Annotated in this window: 17 protein-coding genes and 1 riboswitch; of the genes, 13 read left to right on the plus strand and 4 right to left on the minus strand. The window is 69.5% G+C overall.

The annotated features are described in order from the left end of the window. Nucleotide 1 precedes the first annotated feature (1 nt). The 3 genes from EV647_RS05320 to EV647_RS05330 form a co-directional block, all read right to left on the minus strand. Nucleotides 2-1,528 carry a sugar transferase gene (locus EV647_RS05320; protein ID WP_238175159.1) on the minus strand — a complete coding sequence of 509 codons (1,527 nt, stop codon included), beginning with the start codon at nt 1,526-1,528 and terminating at the stop codon, nt 2-4. Between the two features lie 232 nt (nt 1,529-1,760). Next, nucleotides 1,761-2,036: a hypothetical protein gene (locus tag EV647_RS05325; protein WP_133999236.1), complete on the minus strand. Its 276-nt coding sequence runs from the start codon at nt 2,034-2,036 to the stop codon at nt 1,761-1,763. Next, the gene (locus EV647_RS05330; protein ID WP_131462562.1) at nt 2,033-2,851 is read right to left on the minus strand and encodes a PspA/IM30 family protein; all 819 of its coding nucleotides are present in this window, start codon (nt 2,849-2,851) and stop codon (nt 2,033-2,035) included. Before EV647_RS05330 ends, EV647_RS05325 begins: the two co-directional genes overlap by 4 nt. A 166-nt stretch (nt 2,852-3,017) precedes the next feature. Here EV647_RS05330 and EV647_RS05335 point away from each other — a divergent pair, with 166 nt between their 5' ends. The 13 genes from EV647_RS05335 (at nt 3,018) to EV647_RS05395 (ending at nt 15,449) form a co-directional block, all read left to right on the plus strand. After that, nucleotides 3,018-3,605, plus strand: coding sequence for a DUF3043 domain-containing protein (locus tag EV647_RS05335; RefSeq protein ID WP_133999239.1), 588 nt, complete (start codon nt 3,018-3,020; stop codon nt 3,603-3,605). Nucleotides 3,606-3,625: 20 nt separating this feature from the next. Further along, nucleotides 3,626-4,636, plus strand: a complete 1,011-nt coding sequence (locus tag EV647_RS05340) for an aldo/keto reductase family protein (protein ID WP_133781818.1) — start codon at nt 3,626-3,628, stop codon at nt 4,634-4,636. Next, nucleotides 4,633-4,842, plus strand: coding sequence for a hypothetical protein (locus EV647_RS05345; protein WP_133999242.1), 210 nt, complete (start codon nt 4,633-4,635; stop codon nt 4,840-4,842). Before EV647_RS05340 ends, EV647_RS05345 begins: the two co-directional genes overlap by 4 nt. A 56-nt stretch (nt 4,843-4,898) precedes the next feature. Next, nucleotides 4,899-4,993: riboswitch (cobalamin riboswitch) on the plus strand. A gap of 114 nt (nt 4,994-5,107) precedes the next feature. Then, nucleotides 5,108-5,824, plus strand: a complete 717-nt coding sequence (locus EV647_RS05350) for an SCO2322 family protein (protein ID WP_133999245.1) — start codon at nt 5,108-5,110, stop codon at nt 5,822-5,824. Next, complete coding sequence (locus tag EV647_RS05355) at nt 5,825-6,922, plus strand: energy-coupling factor transporter transmembrane component T (protein WP_133999248.1); 1,098 nt, start codon at nt 5,825-5,827, stop codon at nt 6,920-6,922. Beyond that, complete coding sequence (locus EV647_RS05360; RefSeq protein ID WP_133999251.1) at nt 6,919-8,529, plus strand: ABC transporter ATP-binding protein; 1,611 nt, start codon at nt 6,919-6,921, stop codon at nt 8,527-8,529. The genes EV647_RS05355 and EV647_RS05360 overlap by 4 nt, the downstream gene beginning before the upstream one ends. Further along, entirely contained in the window at nt 8,526-9,371 is an 846-nt protein-coding gene (locus tag EV647_RS05365) for an ECF transporter S component (RefSeq protein ID WP_133999254.1), read from the plus strand. The genes EV647_RS05360 and EV647_RS05365 overlap by 4 nt, the downstream gene beginning before the upstream one ends. Next, a complete protein-coding gene (locus tag EV647_RS05370) occupies nt 9,364-9,891 on the plus strand; it encodes a bifunctional adenosylcobinamide kinase/adenosylcobinamide-phosphate guanylyltransferase (protein WP_133999257.1) in 528 nt (175 codons plus the stop codon). The genes EV647_RS05365 and EV647_RS05370 overlap by 8 nt, the downstream gene beginning before the upstream one ends. Continuing rightward, nucleotides 9,888-10,727: an adenosylcobinamide-GDP ribazoletransferase gene (gene cobS / locus EV647_RS05375; protein WP_133999260.1), complete on the plus strand. Its 840-nt coding sequence runs from the start codon at nt 9,888-9,890 to the stop codon at nt 10,725-10,727. Before EV647_RS05370 ends, cobS begins: the two co-directional genes overlap by 4 nt. Before the next feature lie 150 nt (nt 10,728-10,877). Beyond that, nucleotides 10,878-12,053 carry an ROK family transcriptional regulator gene (locus tag EV647_RS05380; RefSeq protein ID WP_133999263.1) on the plus strand — a complete coding sequence of 392 codons (1,176 nt, stop codon included), beginning with the start codon at nt 10,878-10,880 and terminating at the stop codon, nt 12,051-12,053. An 80-nt stretch (nt 12,054-12,133) separates the two neighbouring features. Continuing rightward, nucleotides 12,134-13,219 carry a substrate-binding domain-containing protein gene (locus tag EV647_RS05385; protein ID WP_133999267.1) on the plus strand — a complete coding sequence of 362 codons (1,086 nt, stop codon included), beginning with the start codon at nt 12,134-12,136 and terminating at the stop codon, nt 13,217-13,219. A 113-nt stretch (nt 13,220-13,332) separates the two neighbouring features. Further along, nucleotides 13,333-14,148: an ATP-binding cassette domain-containing protein gene (locus EV647_RS05390; protein ID WP_202876046.1), complete on the plus strand. Its 816-nt coding sequence runs from the start codon at nt 13,333-13,335 to the stop codon at nt 14,146-14,148. Beyond that, nucleotides 14,145-15,449 carry a sugar ABC transporter permease gene (locus EV647_RS05395; protein ID WP_133999270.1) on the plus strand — a complete coding sequence of 435 codons (1,305 nt, stop codon included), beginning with the start codon at nt 14,145-14,147 and terminating at the stop codon, nt 15,447-15,449. The genes EV647_RS05390 and EV647_RS05395 overlap by 4 nt, the downstream gene beginning before the upstream one ends. 57 nt (nt 15,450-15,506) lie before the next feature. Here the strand turns inward: EV647_RS05395 and EV647_RS05400 are convergent, their stop codons facing one another. After that, nucleotides 15,507-16,526, minus strand: a complete 1,020-nt coding sequence (locus EV647_RS05400) for an ABC transporter ATP-binding protein (RefSeq protein WP_133999273.1) — start codon at nt 16,524-16,526, stop codon at nt 15,507-15,509. Nucleotides 16,527-16,545: the final 19 nt, after the last annotated feature.

The raw sequence follows: 16,545 nt of genomic DNA on the forward strand, positions 1-16,545 counted from the left end.
CTCAGTACGCGCCGTCGCTCCCCAGCACGGCGCGTGCGGTCTTCCACAGAATCAAAAGGTCCAGCGCGATCGACCAGTTGTCGGCGTACCGCAGGTCGAGCCGCATGGACTCCTCCCAGGTCAGGTCGCTGCGACCGCTGACCTGCCACAGGCCGGTCAGGCCCGGCTTCACGAGCATCCGTCGCGCGTCGTCGATCGCGTACTGCGCGACCTCGGCGGGCAACGGCGGACGCGGGCCGACCAGTGACATGTCCCCCCGGAGCACGTTCACCAGTTGCGGCAGCTCGTCGATCGAGAACCGTCGCAGGTACCGCCCGACCCTGGTCACCCGCGGGTCGTCGCGGAGCTTGAACAGGACCCCGTTGCCGTCGTTCAGCGCGTGCAGCTCGGCCTTGCGTGCCTCGGCGTCGGCCACCATCGTGCGGAACTTCAGCATCTGGAACTGCTTGCCGCCGCGGCCGACCCGGGTCTGCCGGAACAGCACCGGCCCGCGGCTGGTGAGTTTCACCAGGATCGCGGTGACCAGCAGGATCGGCGCGACGCCGAGCAGCATCAGACACCCGACCACCCGGTCGAAGATGCTCTTCAGCAGGTGCGGTCCGCCGGAGACCGACGGCCGCTCCAGGTGCAGCAGCGACAGGCCCGCGACCGGCCGGATCGAGATCCGCGGACCGGCGACCTCGACGATGCCCGGCGAGACGATCAGCTCGACACCGCGCTGCTCGAGTGCCCAGGACAGCTTCCGCAGCGTGTGTCCGGCCAGTTCGGGGTCAGCGGCCACGGCCACGACCTCGACGGTGTACTGGTCGACCGCGGCCAGGATGTCCATCTCGGTCCGGCCCAGGCGCTCCGGTTCCGGCTCCTCGAAGACGTCGCCACGCGGCAGGCAGCTGGCCACCACGACGTACCCGTCGGCCGGCCGTTCTTCCAGGTGCCGCTTCAGCGTGGTCACCTGGTCGTTGCGTCCGACAACGAGTACCCGGCGCATGCACCGGCCGGCGAACCGCCGCCAGGAGATCTGCCGGTGCAGCATCCAGCGGCCGAACATCGCCGCCGCACACGTCATCGGCACCGCCAGCACCACGAACCCTCGAGCAACCTCGCTCTTGGTCGCGTACGACGAGATCGCCACGATGGCAGTCAGGGCCACCGCAGCCCGGATGACCGAGCGGAACTCCTCCGGCCCGGTGCCGAAGTACCGGGTCTCGTAGCCGCGTTGCAGCGCCACACAGGCCACCCAGGCGACCGGCAGCAGCACCCCCAGCACGACGTATCCAAGATTGATCTGAGCCCCGAACCGGGCCACCAGCGCCAGCGAGGCGCCGATCATCCCGGCGCCGAGATCAGCCGCCAGCGACGCCCGCCGGTACTTCGCCACCCAGCGCGCCTCGGTGTGCCGGGCAGAGCGCGGCAGCACAGCCGGCACCGCGTCCGGAACCACCCAGACCGGCCGACGCCGGTCCCCCGACGGCGCCGGCCGCAAATCAGCTGGTTCGGCGAGTCCTTCAGACATGACGAATTCGGTCACGTACAGCCACCCCCCACAGGTGTACAGCGAAACCCGTGACCAACCCACACCCCGTCACGGACCTCGTCCATCGCCGCCCCCACAACGGCGTGAACCAGACAGTACTACGCGAATGCCGCCTGGAACAGCACTGACGACGAGTGTTTACCCCCGCGCAGTCGCCGTAGGAGAAAAAGACCCCCGGGACCAGTTTCGGTCCCAGGGGTCTCGAAAAAACGGCTACTGCAAGTGATCAGCCGGCGATCAAGCCGTCGCCGCTGATCAGTTCACGCATCTCGGCGAGCGAGCTGTCCGACGGGGGCAGGATGGCGTCGGAGTCGTGCAGCTCGGTGTCCGGCACCTGCTCGCCGGAGCGGACGAAGTCCAGTAGCGCGGCGAACGCGGTCTGGTACGCCGTCTCGTCGCCGGACGACACCGCCTTCTCCAGGTCGCCGTCCACCGCGTTGAGCGCGTCCAGCTTGTCGTCGGCCAGTCGCCACTGGCCTTCACCCATGATGCGAACGATCACCGAACATCTCCGTCCTGAGGTCGCGCCGGCTCGGCTGCCGGCTGCTGCACTGGCTGGGCGGACTGCGGCTGGGCCTGCGCGGCCCCCTCACCGGAGAGCTCCTTCGGCGCACCGCCTCCGGCCAGCTGGGCCTTCATGGCGGCCAGCTCGTTCTCCACGTCGGAGCCGGACGACATCCGGTCCAGCTCCAGGGTGATGTTGTCCTTCACGGTGCCACTCGCGTCGTCGAGCGCGCCGGAGGCGAGCAGCTCGTCGATCGCGCCGGCCCGGGCCTGCATCTGCTGGGTCTTGTCCTCGGCGCGCTGGACCGCGAGACCGACGTCGCTCATCTCCTCGGAAATACCGGAGAAGGCCTCGTTGATCCGGGTCTGCGCCTCGGCCGCGGTGTAGGTGGCCTTGATGGTCTCCTTGCGGGTCCGGAAGGACTCGACCTTGGCCTGCAGCCGCTGGGAGGCCAGCGTCAGCTTCTCCTCTTCACCCTGCAGCTGGGCGTGCTGGGTGGTCAGGTCGTCGATCTGGCCCTGGAGACCGGACTTGCGGGTCAGGGCCTCACGGGCCAGGTCCTCGCGGCCCATCGAGAGCGCCTTCTGCGCCTGCTCCTGCAGCTTGGCCGACTGGGACTGCAGCTGTGACGCCTGCAGCTCCACCCGCTTCCGGCTGGTGGCCACGTCGGCCACACCCCGCCGTACCTTCTGCAGCAGCTCGAGCTGCTTCTGATACGAGTAGTCAAGGGTTTCGCGAGGATCCTCGGCCTTGTCCAGGGCGGAGTTCGCCTTGGCCTTGAAGATCGTCGACATCCGCTTGAAGATGCTCATCGATATCCGTACCCCTTCTGTGCCGGACTGACGACCCGGCGTGCGTGCCTTCCACCCTATGTCCCACCGGGTCACCACACCATCAGGACCGGCCCGGATAAAGTAGGAGGAAGGTCCGGGGACCACCCCGAGTCGCGACCTGCCCTGCGAATGAGGTTCTGACCCCGTGTTCCGTCGTACCAAGTCTGAGACAGATACCACCGTACCTGCCGAGTCCCAGGGCAAGCCGGGCGGCAAGGGGCGTCCGACGCCGAGCCGCAAGGAAGCGGAGGCCGCCCGCAAGGCCGCGTTCAAGAAGCCGCGCAACCGCAAGGAGGCCTCGGCGATCCGGCGGGAGAAGGTCCGGACCGAGCGCGCCAAGATGCAGACGGCCATGCAGACCGGCGACGACCGGTACCTGCCGGCCGCCGACAAGGGCCCGGTACGGCGGTTCGCCCGCGACTACGTCGACGCGCGCTACTCGGTGATGGAGTTCGCGCTGCCGGTCCTGCTGGTGGTGTCGCTGATCGGCGTCGTGTTCTCGCCGCAGTTCCCGTGGCTGGCCGGGATGGTGAACCTGCTGTTCCTGTTCATGATCCTGCTGATCGCGGCGGACTGGTTCCTGCTCACCTCCGGGCTGAAGAAGCAGGTGGGGATCAAGTTCCCGAAGGAGTCCACCAAGGGGATCGGGTTCTACGCCGTCCGGCGGACGATGCAGATGCGCCGCTGGCGGCTGCCGAAGCCGATGGTGAAGCGCGGCGAGAAGCCGTCCTGAACGAGCGGTAGGGTCAAACCATGGACTTCCGGTATCTGGGTAACAGTGGTCTCAAGGTCAGCGAGATCTCGTACGGCAACTGGCTGACGCACGGCTCCCAGGTGGAGAACGAGCAGGCCAAGGCCTGCGTGCGGGCGGCCCTGGAGGCCGGCATCACGACGTTCGACACCGCCGACGTGTACGCGAACACCAAGGCCGAGTCGGTGCTCGGCGAGGCGTTGGCCGGCGAGCGCCGCGAGTCGCTGGAGATCTTCACCAAGGTGTACTGGCCGACCGGTCCGGGCGGGCCGAACGACACCGGCCTGTCCCGCAAGCACATCCACGAGTCGATCAACGGGTCGCTCAAGCGCCTCGGCACCGACTACGTCGACCTGTACCAGGCGCACCGGTTCGACACCGAGACGCCGCTCGAGGAGACGATGGAGGCGTTCGCCGACGTCGTCCGGCAGGGCAAGGCGCTCTACATCGGCGTGTCGGAGTGGACCGCCGAGCAGCTGCAGGAGGGCCACCGGCTGGCCCGCGAGCTGCGCATCCCGTTCGTCTCGAACCAGCCGCAGTACAGCATGCTGTGGCGGGTGATCGAGGCCGAGGTGGTGCCGGCGTCGGAGGAGCTCGGCATCGGCCAGGTCGTGTTCTCGCCGATCGCGCAGGGCGTGCTCACCGGCAAGTACCTGCCCGGTCAGCAGCCGCCGGAGGGTTCCCGGGCGACCGACGCCAACGGGTCCAACTTCATCAAGCGGTTCCTCACCGACGACGTGCTCACCCGGGTCCAGGAGCTGAAGCCGCTCGCCGAGGAGGCGGACCTCTCGCTGTCCCAGCTCGCGATCGCGTGGGTGCTGCAGAACAGCAACGTCTCGTCCGCGATCATCGGTGCCTCCCGGCCCGAGCAGGTCACCGAGAACGTGAAGGCCTCCGGCGTCACGCTGGACGAGGGTCTGCTGAAGCGGATCGACGAGGTGCTCGGCCACATCGTCGAGAACGACCCGGCCAAGACCGCGCAGAACGCCCCGCAGAAGCGGCCGAACTCGTGAGCTGGAGCTGGCGGTTCGAGACCGCGACCGGTGCCCTGGTCGACCCCGGCGAGGTCGGCGGGGCCGACTTCTCGGCGCAGGGTGACGCGGAGAGCTGGCTGGGCGAGGTCTGGCGGGACCTGGCCGACCGTGGCGTCGGTCAGGTGTACCTGCTGGAGGACGGCCGCGAGGTCTACGGGCCGATGAGCCTGTCCTCAGCCGAATAAGCACCGCCGAATAAGCGCAGAGTAAGCTGCTTTCGAACCACACGCCTGCGTCACAGGGAAGCCGGTCCGAGTCCGGCGCTGACCCGCAACCGTAGGCCACCTGACAGCGCTGACAGCACTGACAGCACTGACAGGTGGCAAGCCGGAACACTGTGACGCAGGCGGTCAGGCTCGACTACCCGCCGTGGTCCGCGGGTGGAGCCCCTACCCTGCCGGTGCAGGCGGGACCTCCTCCACCGGGCTGCGGCCCGACCGAGGAACCACCATGACTGCACACCGGACCGTACGACTGGTCCTCAGCCTGCTGGCGGGTCTCCTGCTGGCTGGGACCGTTGCCACCGTCTCAGCGACCGCCGCCCCGACAGAGGACGGCTACCGCTTCTGGGGCTACTACCAGTGGAGCAACGGCCAATGGGCCTTCTCCCAGAAGGGCGCCGACGCCTTCGTGCCCGCCGACGGCGCCGTGGAGGGCTGGCGGTTCGCCGTCGGCGGCGCCAAGCCCCGGGTCCCGCGGGCCGCGGGCGACTTCGACGCGATCTGCGGCAAGACCCCGGCGGAGACCGGCAAGAAGCGGGTCGCGCTGGTCGTCGACCCGGGTACGCCGGAGGACGCGGTCGCCGGCGAGACGCCGGGTGAAGCCAAAGGCACCTGCGTGGTGACCGCCCCGAAGTCGACCGGCGCGCAGATCCTCGCCGCGGCCGGACCGGTCCGGATCGAGAAGGGCCTGACCTGCGGCATCGCGGGCTACCCGTCCAAGAGCTGCGGCGACCAGGTGAAGAACATCAAGGTCCCGGCCACCGAGCCCCCGGTCACGTTGCAGATCGGTGCAGCGGTGGGCTCGACGGCGACACCCGCCGCCTCCACACCCTCCTCAGACAGCAGCGGTACGCCGTGGACCGGCATCATCATCGCCGTCATCGTGGTGCTGCTCCTGGCGGGCGGCGGATTCGTGCTGAACCGCCGGCGTACTGCGGCCAACTAAGTGCGCGCCGTCCACCACCTGACACTCCCCCGGGCACTCCACCCGGGGGCCTGGTGGTTGTGGGCGCTCTGCATGGCTGTCGCGGCCAGCAGGACACGCAATCCGGTCCTGCTGGTCCTGATCCTCGCCGTGACCGGATTCGTCGTTTCAGCCCGCCGGAGCGACGCACCGTGGGCACACAGCTTCACTGCGTTCCTCAAGCTCGGTCTGCTGGTCATCGGCGTCCGCGTGGTCCTGCAGGCGCTGCTGTCCACCCGCTCGCAGGGAAACACGCTGCTGTTCACGCTGCCGCAGATCCCCTTGCCTGACTGGGCTGCGGGCGTCAAGCTCGGCGGCGACGTCACGGCGGAGGCTCTGGTGACGGCTCTGTACGACGGTGGTCAGCTGGCCGTCATGCTCTGCTGCGTGGGTGCGGCCAACGCACTGGCCAGTCCGCGGCGGTTGCTGAAGTCGTTGCCAGGGGCCCTCTACGAGATGGGGGTCGCGTGCGTGGTCGCACTGACCTTCGCGCCGCAACTGGTGACGGACGGCCGCCGCGTGCGCGCAGCACGACGGCTCCGCGGTCGTACCCGCGCCTCCTTCCGTACGACGGCCATGCCTGTCCTGGAAGGTGCGTTGGACCGATCGGTGGAGTTGGCGGCCGCGATGGACTCACGTGGCTACGGCCGTACTGCGCAGGCTCCTCGTGCGCAGCGTCGACTCACCGCACTGTGCGTGCTGCTGGGACTGCTGGGGATCCTGCTGGGCGTCTACGCGTTGCTGACCGACGCCATGGCGTTCCCATTAGCTGCCGGTGCGCTGGCGGCTGGTGTGCTGCTGGCAGTCGCAGCCATGGCAGTCGGGCGGCAGCGGGTCAGCAGGACGCGCTACCGACCCGACCCGTGGGCGTTGCCCGAGTGGATCGTCGTTGCGGCCGGTGCTGTGGCCGCGGGTGCCATGGTGACCGCAGCGGTCCGTGGTGTGAACGGTCTGCTGCTGGCCGGCCCGTTGGTGGTCCCACCAGTACCGGTGCTGCCGGTCGTCGGCGTACTGATCGGACTGGTGCCCGCCGTGGCCGCACCACCCCTCAAAGCGCCACTGACTAAGGCGGTCAAATGATCGAGTTCGACCAGGTGACGGTGACGTACGACGGGGCGCTCCAACCGGCTCTGCGGGACGTCAGCTTCACGGTGCCGGAGGGCGAACTGGCGCTGGTGATCGGGCGAACCGGGTCCGGCAAGTCCACGTTGCTGCGGGCAATCAACGGCTTGGTGCCGCACTTCACCGGAGGCACGCTGGCCGGGCGGGTGCTGGTCGACGGGCGGGACACCCGCGAGTACCGGCCGCGCGATCTCGCCGACGTGGTCGGGATGGTCGGACAGGACCCGATGGCGGGGTTCGTCACCGACACGGTCGAGGACGAACTGGCGTACAGCATGGAGTCGCTCGGTGTGGCGCCGGACGTGATGCGGCGGCGCGTCGAGGAGACGCTGGACCTGCTCGGGCTGGCCGACGTACGGGATCGAGCTCTGACGTCGCTTTCTGGTGGACAGCGGCAGCGGACTGCCATCGGAGCAGCTCTCACGTCGCATCCCGCCGTACTCGTGCTGGACGAACCCACCTCCGCGCTGGACCCACAGGCGGCCGAGGAGGTGCTGGCTGCGCTCCAGCGGCTCGTGCACGACTTGGGTGTCACTGTGGTGATGGCCGAGCACCGGTTGGAGCGGGTGATCCAGTACGCCGACCGCGTGATCGAAGTACCCGGTGGCGCCGCTGCTGTGTCGACGGGCCTGCCGGCCGAGCGCATGGTGACCGCACCGGTCGCACCGCCGGTCGTGGAGCTGGGACGGCTGGCCGGATGGTCACCGCTCCCCCTGTCGGTACGGGACGCCCGACGCGCTGCAGCAGGTCTCCGCTCCCGGCTCGACTCTCCGCAGCCTGCACGCGCGGGAGGACCACTCGGTGCGGAGCTTGCCCAGTGCAAGGACCTGGTGGTGAGCTACGGCAGCGTCACTGCGCTCCGTGGTGTCTCGCTGAGTATCAAGGCCGGTGAGGTCGTCGCACTGATGGGCCGCAACGGCGCGGGCAAGTCGACGTTGCTGAACTCTCTCGTCGGCATCCTCTCTCCTCGCTCTGGCACTGCGACCGCCGCAGGAGTCGACCCACGCCGTACCAATCCGAAGCGACTGGTCAAAGCGGTCGGACTGGTCCCGCAGGAGCCCGCAGACTTGCTGTACGCCGCTACGGTCGCGGACGAATGCTCCACCGCGGACTCCGACTTCAAGGTGACCACAGGTAGCTGCCGGGCGCTCCTGGAGCGACTGGCACCCGATGTGCCTCTGGACATGCATCCGCGCGACCTGTCGGAGGGACAGCGACTGTGCCTGGCGTTGGCCGTCGTACTGTGCGGCGCGCCGCCACTGCTGTTGCTGGACGAGCCGACGCGGGGCCTGGACTACGGCGCCAAGCGGCGGCTGGTCGCAATCCTGCGCGAGCTGGCCGCTGCTGGGCACGCAGTGGTGTTGTCGACGCATGACGTGGAGATGGTCGCCGAAGTCGCCACGCGGGTGATGGTGCTCGCCGACGGCGAGCTGGTGAGTGACGGGGAGACGGCCGAGGTCATCGCCGGATCGCCGGCGTTCGCGCCGCAGGTGGCGAAGATCCTTGCGCCGCTGCCGTTCCTGACCGTCGGCGAGGTCGCGGACGCACTGGATCGGGCGTCGTGAAACGCAACCGGCTCAAGCCCCCGACTGCACCACTTCGCCTGATCCGGCTGAAGCCCCGGAGTACGACCGCGTTGCTTGTCGCCTCGCTCGCGGGCGTGCTCGGGTTCGCGTGGCCGCTGTTCTTCCAGACCTCGCAGGCAGGCGAGTCCGCGATCGGTCACACCACGGACGCGCCGTGGCTGTTCGTGTTGCTGTTGCCGTTGCTCGTGGCCGTCGTACTGGCGGAGCTCTCCGAGGCCGGGATCGACGCAAAGGTGATCTCACTGGTCGGCATGCTTGCCGCGGTCGGCGCGGCCCTGCGGGCGTTGGGCCCAGGTACGGCGGGACTCGAGCCGGGGTTCTTCCTGCTCGTGCTGGCGGGACGGGCGTTCGGCGCCGGTTTCGGGTTCGTGCTCGGGGCGGTGTCGTTGCTGGGCGGGGCGCTGATCAGCGGTGGGGTCGGGCCGTGGATGCCGTTCCAGATGTTCGCGTGCGCGTGGGTCGGGTGTCTTGCGGGTCTGCTGCCGCGGGTCGGCGGGCGGTTGGAGTTGCTGCTGCTGGCGGCGTACTCGCTGGTGTCGGGTGTGCTGTACGGCGTGATCATGAACCTCTGGTTCTGGCCGTACGCGACGTTCGGCAGCGACTTCTCGTTCATCCCGGGCGACGCACTGGCCGCCAACCTGCACCGGTACTTCTTGTTCGTGGTGGCGACGTCGCTGGGGTGGGACATTCCGCGCGGCATCCTGAGCGCGGTGCTGGTGCTGCTGCTCGGGCGGCCGATCCTGAACGCGTTCCGGCGTACGGCGCGCAAGGCGGCCTTCGAGGCGCCGGTGGTTTTCGAGCCCGGGAGGACGAATGCCTGACCGAACCCTCATCCTCGGCGGAGCCCGCTCCGGCAAGTCCGTCGCCGCCGAACGCCTGCTGTCCGCGGAGCCCGACGTCCTGTACGTCGCGACCGGCGGAAACGACTCCGGTGACGCCGAGTGGGCGGACCGGGTCGCGAAGCACCAGGCCCGCCGGCCGGCCTCCTGGGGTCTGGCGGAGACGATCGACCTGGTGCCACTGCTCGAGTCCTCCGGTCCCCCGCTCCTGATCGACTGCCTCACCCTCTGGCTGTCGCGCACCATGGACACCGTCGACGTCTGGTCCGATCTCGACCGCGCGGGCCTCGTCGAGCAAGCCATCGCCGGCCTCGCCGACGCGTGGTCCGCGACCGCCCGCCGCGTGGTTGCCGTCAGCAACGACGTGGGTTCCGGCATCGTCCCCGCCGACCCCGGGACCCGTCTGTTCCGCGACCTCATGGGCCGCCTCAACACCACCATCTCCCTGGCGTCCGACCAGGTCCTCTGGACCGTGGCCGGCCGAACCCTCCCCCTCACATGACCGAGCCCGGCGAACCGGAAGCCGCCGCCGGGCCCGCAGACGCCAACGTCCGACGGGCCTGGAGCGATGCCGCGCGACTCTCGCTCGGCACGCTAACGGTCCTGCCCGCGGGCGTGCCATCACGAGTTGATCGAGAGGTCGGCGGGCGCGCGATGGTGCTGGCCCCGGCCGTCGGAGTGCTGGTCGGCGGGATCGCTGCCGCGGTTGTCGTGCTTGCGCAGCTGGTGAAGCCGGAGGCGGACCTGCTGGCGGCCGTACTCGGGGTGCTGGTTGTCGCCGGGCTCTCGGGCGGACTGCACCTGGACGGCCTCGCCGACTTCGCCGACGCCCTGGGCAGCCGGCGGGACCGCGAGACGATGCTGCGGATCATGAAGCAGAGCGACATCGGCCCGTTCGGTGTCGTCGCCATCGTCGGCGTACTGCTCCTCGACGTCGCCGCCCTCACCGCCTGCCTGCAAGCGGACTTCGGCTGGCAGGCGCTTCTGATCGCCACCGCCGCGAGCCGCCTCACCCTCCCCTGGTCCTGCCGTACGTCGATCCCCGCGGCCCGCCCCGACGGCCTGGGATCGATCGTCGCCACTACCGTCCGCCCACTCACGGCAACCCTCACTACAGCCGCAGTACTCGCCGCGGCCATCGCGCTCAGTTGGCTCGCGTCCCCCGCCGTACTCCGTTCGTCCGGCACCGCAGGCGCCGTACTCCTGGCCGTTCTGACCAGCCTGCTCATCGGCCGCCGAGCTGTCCGGGCGCTCGGCGGCACCACCGGCGACGTCCTCGGCGCGACCGTCGAAATGGCTCTCCCGGTGGCCCTTGTGGCGCTCGCCTTGACCGTGTGAGCGCTCACCTCCACCACCTCGTGGCCGGGGTGGTCTACTCTCGCCGACGAGACGTTTCAGAGGGGTAGTGACGGCGAGGTTGCGGAAGATGTTCGTGGTTCACCACCGGTGGGCGGCCGGGCACGCCCCGCGATCCGTTATCTTTATGTAATGAACGCAACTCGCCCGGCCCCGGGCTCGCAGGCTTCGCTGCGCGAAGCCAATCGTGCGCGCGTTCTCGGCGTCGTCCGGCAGCACGGCCCGCTCACGCAGGTCGAGATCGCCGCCGCCTCCGGCCTCTCCGCCGCCACCGTCTCGAACATGGTCAAGGAGCTCGACCAGGCCGGCATGGTCGGCCTGTCCCGCAGCATCCGCAACGGCCGCCGCGCCGTACTGGTCTCCCTCGCGTCCGGCGGTGGGCTGCTGGCCGGTGTCGCGTTCGGCGAGCGCGACGTCCGCGTCGCGGTCGCGAACGGTTCCCGCGAGATCCTCGCCCAGCAACTGATGCCGCTGCAGGCCGATCACGTCGCCGACGAGGGCATGGAGCGCGCCGCCCGCCTGCTCGCCGACCTGGCCGAGACGGTCAGCTCCGGCGTCGAGGACATCTCCGCCATCGGGTTCGGGCTGCCGATGCCGGTCGACTCCGTCAGCGGCGAGGCGGGGTCCGACGCGGTGCTGCCCGGCTGGCGCGGCGTCAACGTGACCGAGGCGATGTCCGGGTACCTGCGTGCCCCGGTCGCGCTCGACAACACCGCGAACCTTGCGGCCCTGGGCGAACTGCGGGCCGGCGCGCTCCGCGGCGTCCGGAACGGCTGCTACCTGAAGTTCTCGTACGGCGTCGGCGCGGGCATCGTGATCAACGGCGACGTGTTCCGCGGTTCGACCGGTACGGCGGGCGAGATCGGGCACGTCACGATCGACGAGAACGGCCCGATCTGCCGCTGCGGCAACCGCGGCTGCCTGGACACGTTCGTCGGCTCGCGCGCGCTGATCAGCAGCCTGGCCGCGTCGCACGGACCGCTGCGGCTGAAGGACATCGTGACCCGCGCACTCGCCGGCGATCTCGGCTGCCGCCGGGTGATCGAGGACGCCGGCCGCCGGGTCGGCGTCGCCGTGGCAGGCGTCGTCAATCTGCTGAACCCGGAGGCGATCGTGGTCGGCGGCCTGATGGCCGAGGCCGGCGAACTGATCCACGCCCCGCTCCGCGAGGCGCTCGACCGGTGCGCGATCCCGAGCGCCGCGGCGAGCGTCGAACTGCGCCCCGCCGAGCTCGGCGACGAGGCGGACATCGTCGGCGCGATCCATCGCGCATCGATGCTGAGTCATACCAATATCTCCATTTCTTGAATTCAAGTCTTGACGCCAAGACGCCGGCGGGCTTGACTGCGGGCAGGCCAATCGGGGCCGTCTCGTCAAGGAGCCGCCATATGTCCTTCTCAGCACTTCGTCTCGTCGGCCTCGGGCTTGCCGTCTCGGCCCTCGCCACCTCCTTGGTGGCCTGTGGCAAGGACGACACGGGCTCCGGCTCGGGCAGCGGCTCAGGCGGCGCGAAAAAGGTCGCGCTGTTGCTGCCCGAGTCGAAGACCACCCGGTACGAGGCGCTCGACCGCCCGCTGTTCACCGAGGCGCTGAAGGCGGCCTGCGGCGACTGCCAGCTGATCTACAGCAATGCCGATCAGGACGCCGCCAAGCAACAGCAGCAGGCCGAGGCCGCGCTCACCCAGGGCGCGAACGTCCTGGTTCTCGACCCGGTCGACGGCAAGGCCGCCGCCGCGGTCGCCGCCTCCGCGAAGGCCCAGAGCGTCCCGGTGGTCGCGTACGACCGGTTCATCGAGAACGCCAACTACTACGTGTCGTTCGAGAACGAGGCGGTCGGCAAGCTGCAGGCGCAGACCCTGGTGGATGCGCTCAAGGCGGCCGGCAAGACGTCCGGCAACCTCGCGATGATCAACGGCTCGCCGACCGACCCGAACGCCGCCGACTTCAAGAAGGGCGCGCACAGCGTGCTCGACTCCAGCGGGTTCAAGATCGCCGCCGAGTTCGAGACCCCGGACTGGAGCCCGGACAAGGCGCAGGGCTGGATGGAGGGCCAGCTGAGCGCGATCAAGAACGGCCTGGTCGGTGTGTATGCAGCCAACGACGGCACCGCGGGTGGCGCGATCGCCGCGCTGAAGGGCGGTGGCGTGAAGCCGCTGCCGCCGGTCACCGGGCAGGACTCGGAACTGGCCGCGATCCAGCGGATCATCGCCGGCGACCAGGCGATGACCATCTACAAGGCGGTCAAGCCGCAGGCAGAGGCCGCCGCCAAGGGTGCGGTTGCGCTGGCGAACGGCGGCAAGCCCGAGTCCACCACCGAAAAGAACGGCGTACCGTCGACGATCCTCGACCCGGTCGCGGTGACCAAGGACAACATCAAGGACACCGTCGTCAAGGACAACATCTACAAGGTCACCGACATCTGCACCGCGTCCTTCGCTGCCGCCTGCACCGCCGCAGGCCTGTCCGCCAACTGACCCGCCCCTCGGCGTAGCCCCCCGCAGTGAGGTGCGGGGGGCTGCGCCGACCTCTCCCCAACCGCGCCCCCGGCGAGGATCATGGCGTGAAATAAGTCCAGGAGGCTCAACACGTGACTGTTACCCCGACTCCCCTCGACGTCGGCGCCGGTACGGTGCTGACGCTGCAGGGGGTCTCCAAGCGTTTCGGCGCCGTGCAGGCTCTGAAGAACATCGAGCTGGACGTCCGTGCCGGTGAGGTGCTCGCTCTCGTCGGCGACAACGGGGCCGGCAAGTCCACGCTGGTCAAGACGATCGCCGGCGTCTACACGGCCGACGACGGGTCGATGGTGTTCGACGGCCGGCCGGTCCGGGTCGGTAGCCCGGCCGAGGCGCAGCAGCTCGGCATCGCCACCGTGTTCCAGGACCTCGCGCTGTGCGACAACCTCGACGTGGTCGCGAACCTGTACCTCGGCCGCGAGATGCGCAAGAACGGCGCCCTCGACGAGGTCGAGATGGAGCGCTCCTCCTGGGAGCTGCTCCGGCAGCTGTCCGCGAAGATCCCCTCGGTCCGGATCCCGGTCGCCAGCCTGTCCGGCGGCCAGCGGCAGACCGTCGCGATCGCGCGCAGCCTGCTCGGCCGGCCCAAGGTCGTGATGCTGGACGAACCGACCGCGGCCCTCGGCGTCGCTCAGACCGCCGAGGTCCTCAACCTGGTCGAGCGGCTCCGCGAACGCGGGCTGGCCGTCATCCTGATCAGCCACAACATGGCCGACGTGATGGCGGTCGCGGACCGGGTCGCCGTACTGCGTCTCGGCCGCAACAACGGCGTCTTCGTGGTCAGCGAGACCAGGACGCAGGACATCATCGCCGCGATCACCGGCGCTACCGACAACGCGGTCTCCGAGCGCGCAGCGCGCCGGAGCCGGGAAGAGGGACCGGCCTCATGAGTCTCCAAGGATCGGGGACCCGCCCCCAGGACATCACGGGTACGACGGCGGCGCCCGAGGAGAACGGCGCGGCCCAGCTGCCGGCCGATCTCCAGGACGAGCGGCTGATCGCCGGGCACGGGATCAGCGGCGCGGTCGGCGCCTTCACCGCCCGGCTGCGGTCCGGCGACCTGGGCTCGGTCCCGGTGGTCGTCGGCCTGGTCATCATCTGGGCGGTCTTCCAGATCGCGAACAGCTCGTTCCTGTCCAGCCGCAACCTGGTGAACCTCACGCTGCAGACCACGTCCGTCGGCGTGATTGCCCTCGGCATCGTTCTGGTCCTGCTGCTCGGCGAGATCGACCTCTCGGTCGGTTCGGTGAGCGGCGTGGCAGCTGCGGTCGTCGGCGTCACGTTCGTCAACAAGGGCTGGCCGATCGTCGCGTCGCTCGTCGCCGCCGTCGCGCTCGGTGTGCTGATCGGCCTGTTCTACGGCCTCCTGTACACGCGCTTCGGCGTACCGAGCTTCGTCATCACTCTCGCCGGTCTGCTCGGGTTCCTCGGTCTCCAGCTGCTGGTGCTGGGCAAGGACGGCACGATCAACCTGCCGTACGACTCCGCGCTGGTCGGATTCGCGACGCGGAGCTTCCTCTCCCCCGCGATGGCCTACGCACTGGTCGCCCTGGTCGTGGTGGCCTACGCGCTGAGCCGCTGGCAGGGCCGGACCGCCCGCGCCGCGGCCGGTCTGTCCGCGGCGCCGAACTCGGTGATCGCGATCAAGGCCGCCGGCCTCGCGATCGTGCTGCTGATCCCGATCGCAGTGCTGAACGGCGACCGCGGCGTCTCGTCGATGTTCCTGCTGTTCCTCGCCCTGGTCGTGGTCACCGACCTCGCCGTACGACGGACGCGCTGGGGCCGATCGGTCTTCGCCGTCGGCGGCAACGTCGAGGCAGCGCGCCGGGCCGGTATCAACGTCCGGATGATCTACCTGACGGTGTTCGCGGCCTGCACCACCTTCGCCGCGGTGGGCGGCATCCTCGCGGCGGCCCGGCTGGTGGCCGTCGGCCAGGCCAGCGGTGGCACGGACGTGAACCTGAACGCGATCGCGTCCGCTGTCATCGGCGGCACCAGCCTGTTCGGCGGCCGTGGTTCGGCGTACTCCGCGCTGCTCGGCGCGCTGGTGATCACCTCGATCTCCAACGGTCTCGCCCTGCTCAGCCTGGACTCCAACGTCCGCTACATCGTCACCGCGGGCGTCCTGCTGATCGCCGTCACCATCGACTCCCTCAGCCGCCGCAGCCGCCAGGCCCACGGCCGCGCATAGCCAATCCGGACACAAGTAGGCCCTCCGTCGCCTTTGACGGAGGGCCTACTTGTTGTCTTACGCGGTATCGGCGATCAGGTCGGCCTTCGGCTCCGCGAAGTGGCACGCGGCCGTGTGGCCCGGAGCCGACTGCGGCTTGATCTCCAGCAGCGGCTCCTGGGTGGCGCAGATGTCCTCCGCCTTCCAGCACCGGGTCCGGAACCGGCAGCCGCTCGGCGGGTCGATCGGCGAGGGTACGTCGCCGACCAGCCGGATCCGCTCCTTCGGCGGGACGCCGCGGATCGTGCCCAGGTCCGGCGCGGCCGACAGCAGCGCCTGCGTGTACGGGTGCTGCGGCGCGTTGTAGATCTGGTCCCGGCTGCCCTGCTCGACGATCTTGCCGAGGTACATCACCGCGACCTCGTCACAGAAGTGCCGGACCACGCCGAGGTCGTGCGCGATGAACACGAACGCGATCCCGAGGTCCCTGCGCAGGTCCTCGAGCAGGTTCATCACCTGGGCCTGGATCGACACGTCGAGCGCGGAGACCGGCTCGTCGGCGATGATCACCTCGGGCTCCACCGCGAGCGCCCGGGCGATGCCGATGCGCTGCCGCTGACCGCCGGAGAACTCGTTCGGGTAGCGGTTGTGGTGCTCCGGGTTCAGGCCGACGCGCTCCAGCAGTTCCTGGACCCGCGCGAGCTCCTTGCCCCTCGGCACCAGGTTGTGGACGCGCAGCGGCGTACTGATGATGTTGCTGACCGTCTGCCGCGGGTTCAGCGAGCTGTACGGGTCCTGGAAGACGATCTGCAGCTGGCGGCGGAACGGCCGCAGCTCCCGCTCCTTCAGCTGCGCGATGTCGGTGCCCTTGAACACGATCTCGCCGGACGTCGGGGTCAGCAGCCGGGTGATCATCCGGCCGGTGGTCGACTTACCGCAGCCCGACTCGCCGACCAGGCCGAGGCTGGCGCCGGCCTTCAGGTCGAAGGTCACCCCGTCCACGGCCTGCACGACCTTCTTGGTCCGGCCGAGACCGGCCGCTTCCTTGATCGGGAAGTGCATCTTCAGGTCGCGGACCTGCAAGAGAGTTTCGCTCATGGTTCCTCAGTCCTCTCTC

The sequence above is a fragment of the Kribbella sp. VKM Ac-2566 genome, from assembly GCF_004366005.1.
Classification (GTDB): Bacteria; Actinomycetota; Actinomycetes; order Propionibacteriales; family Kribbellaceae; genus Kribbella; species Kribbella pratensis.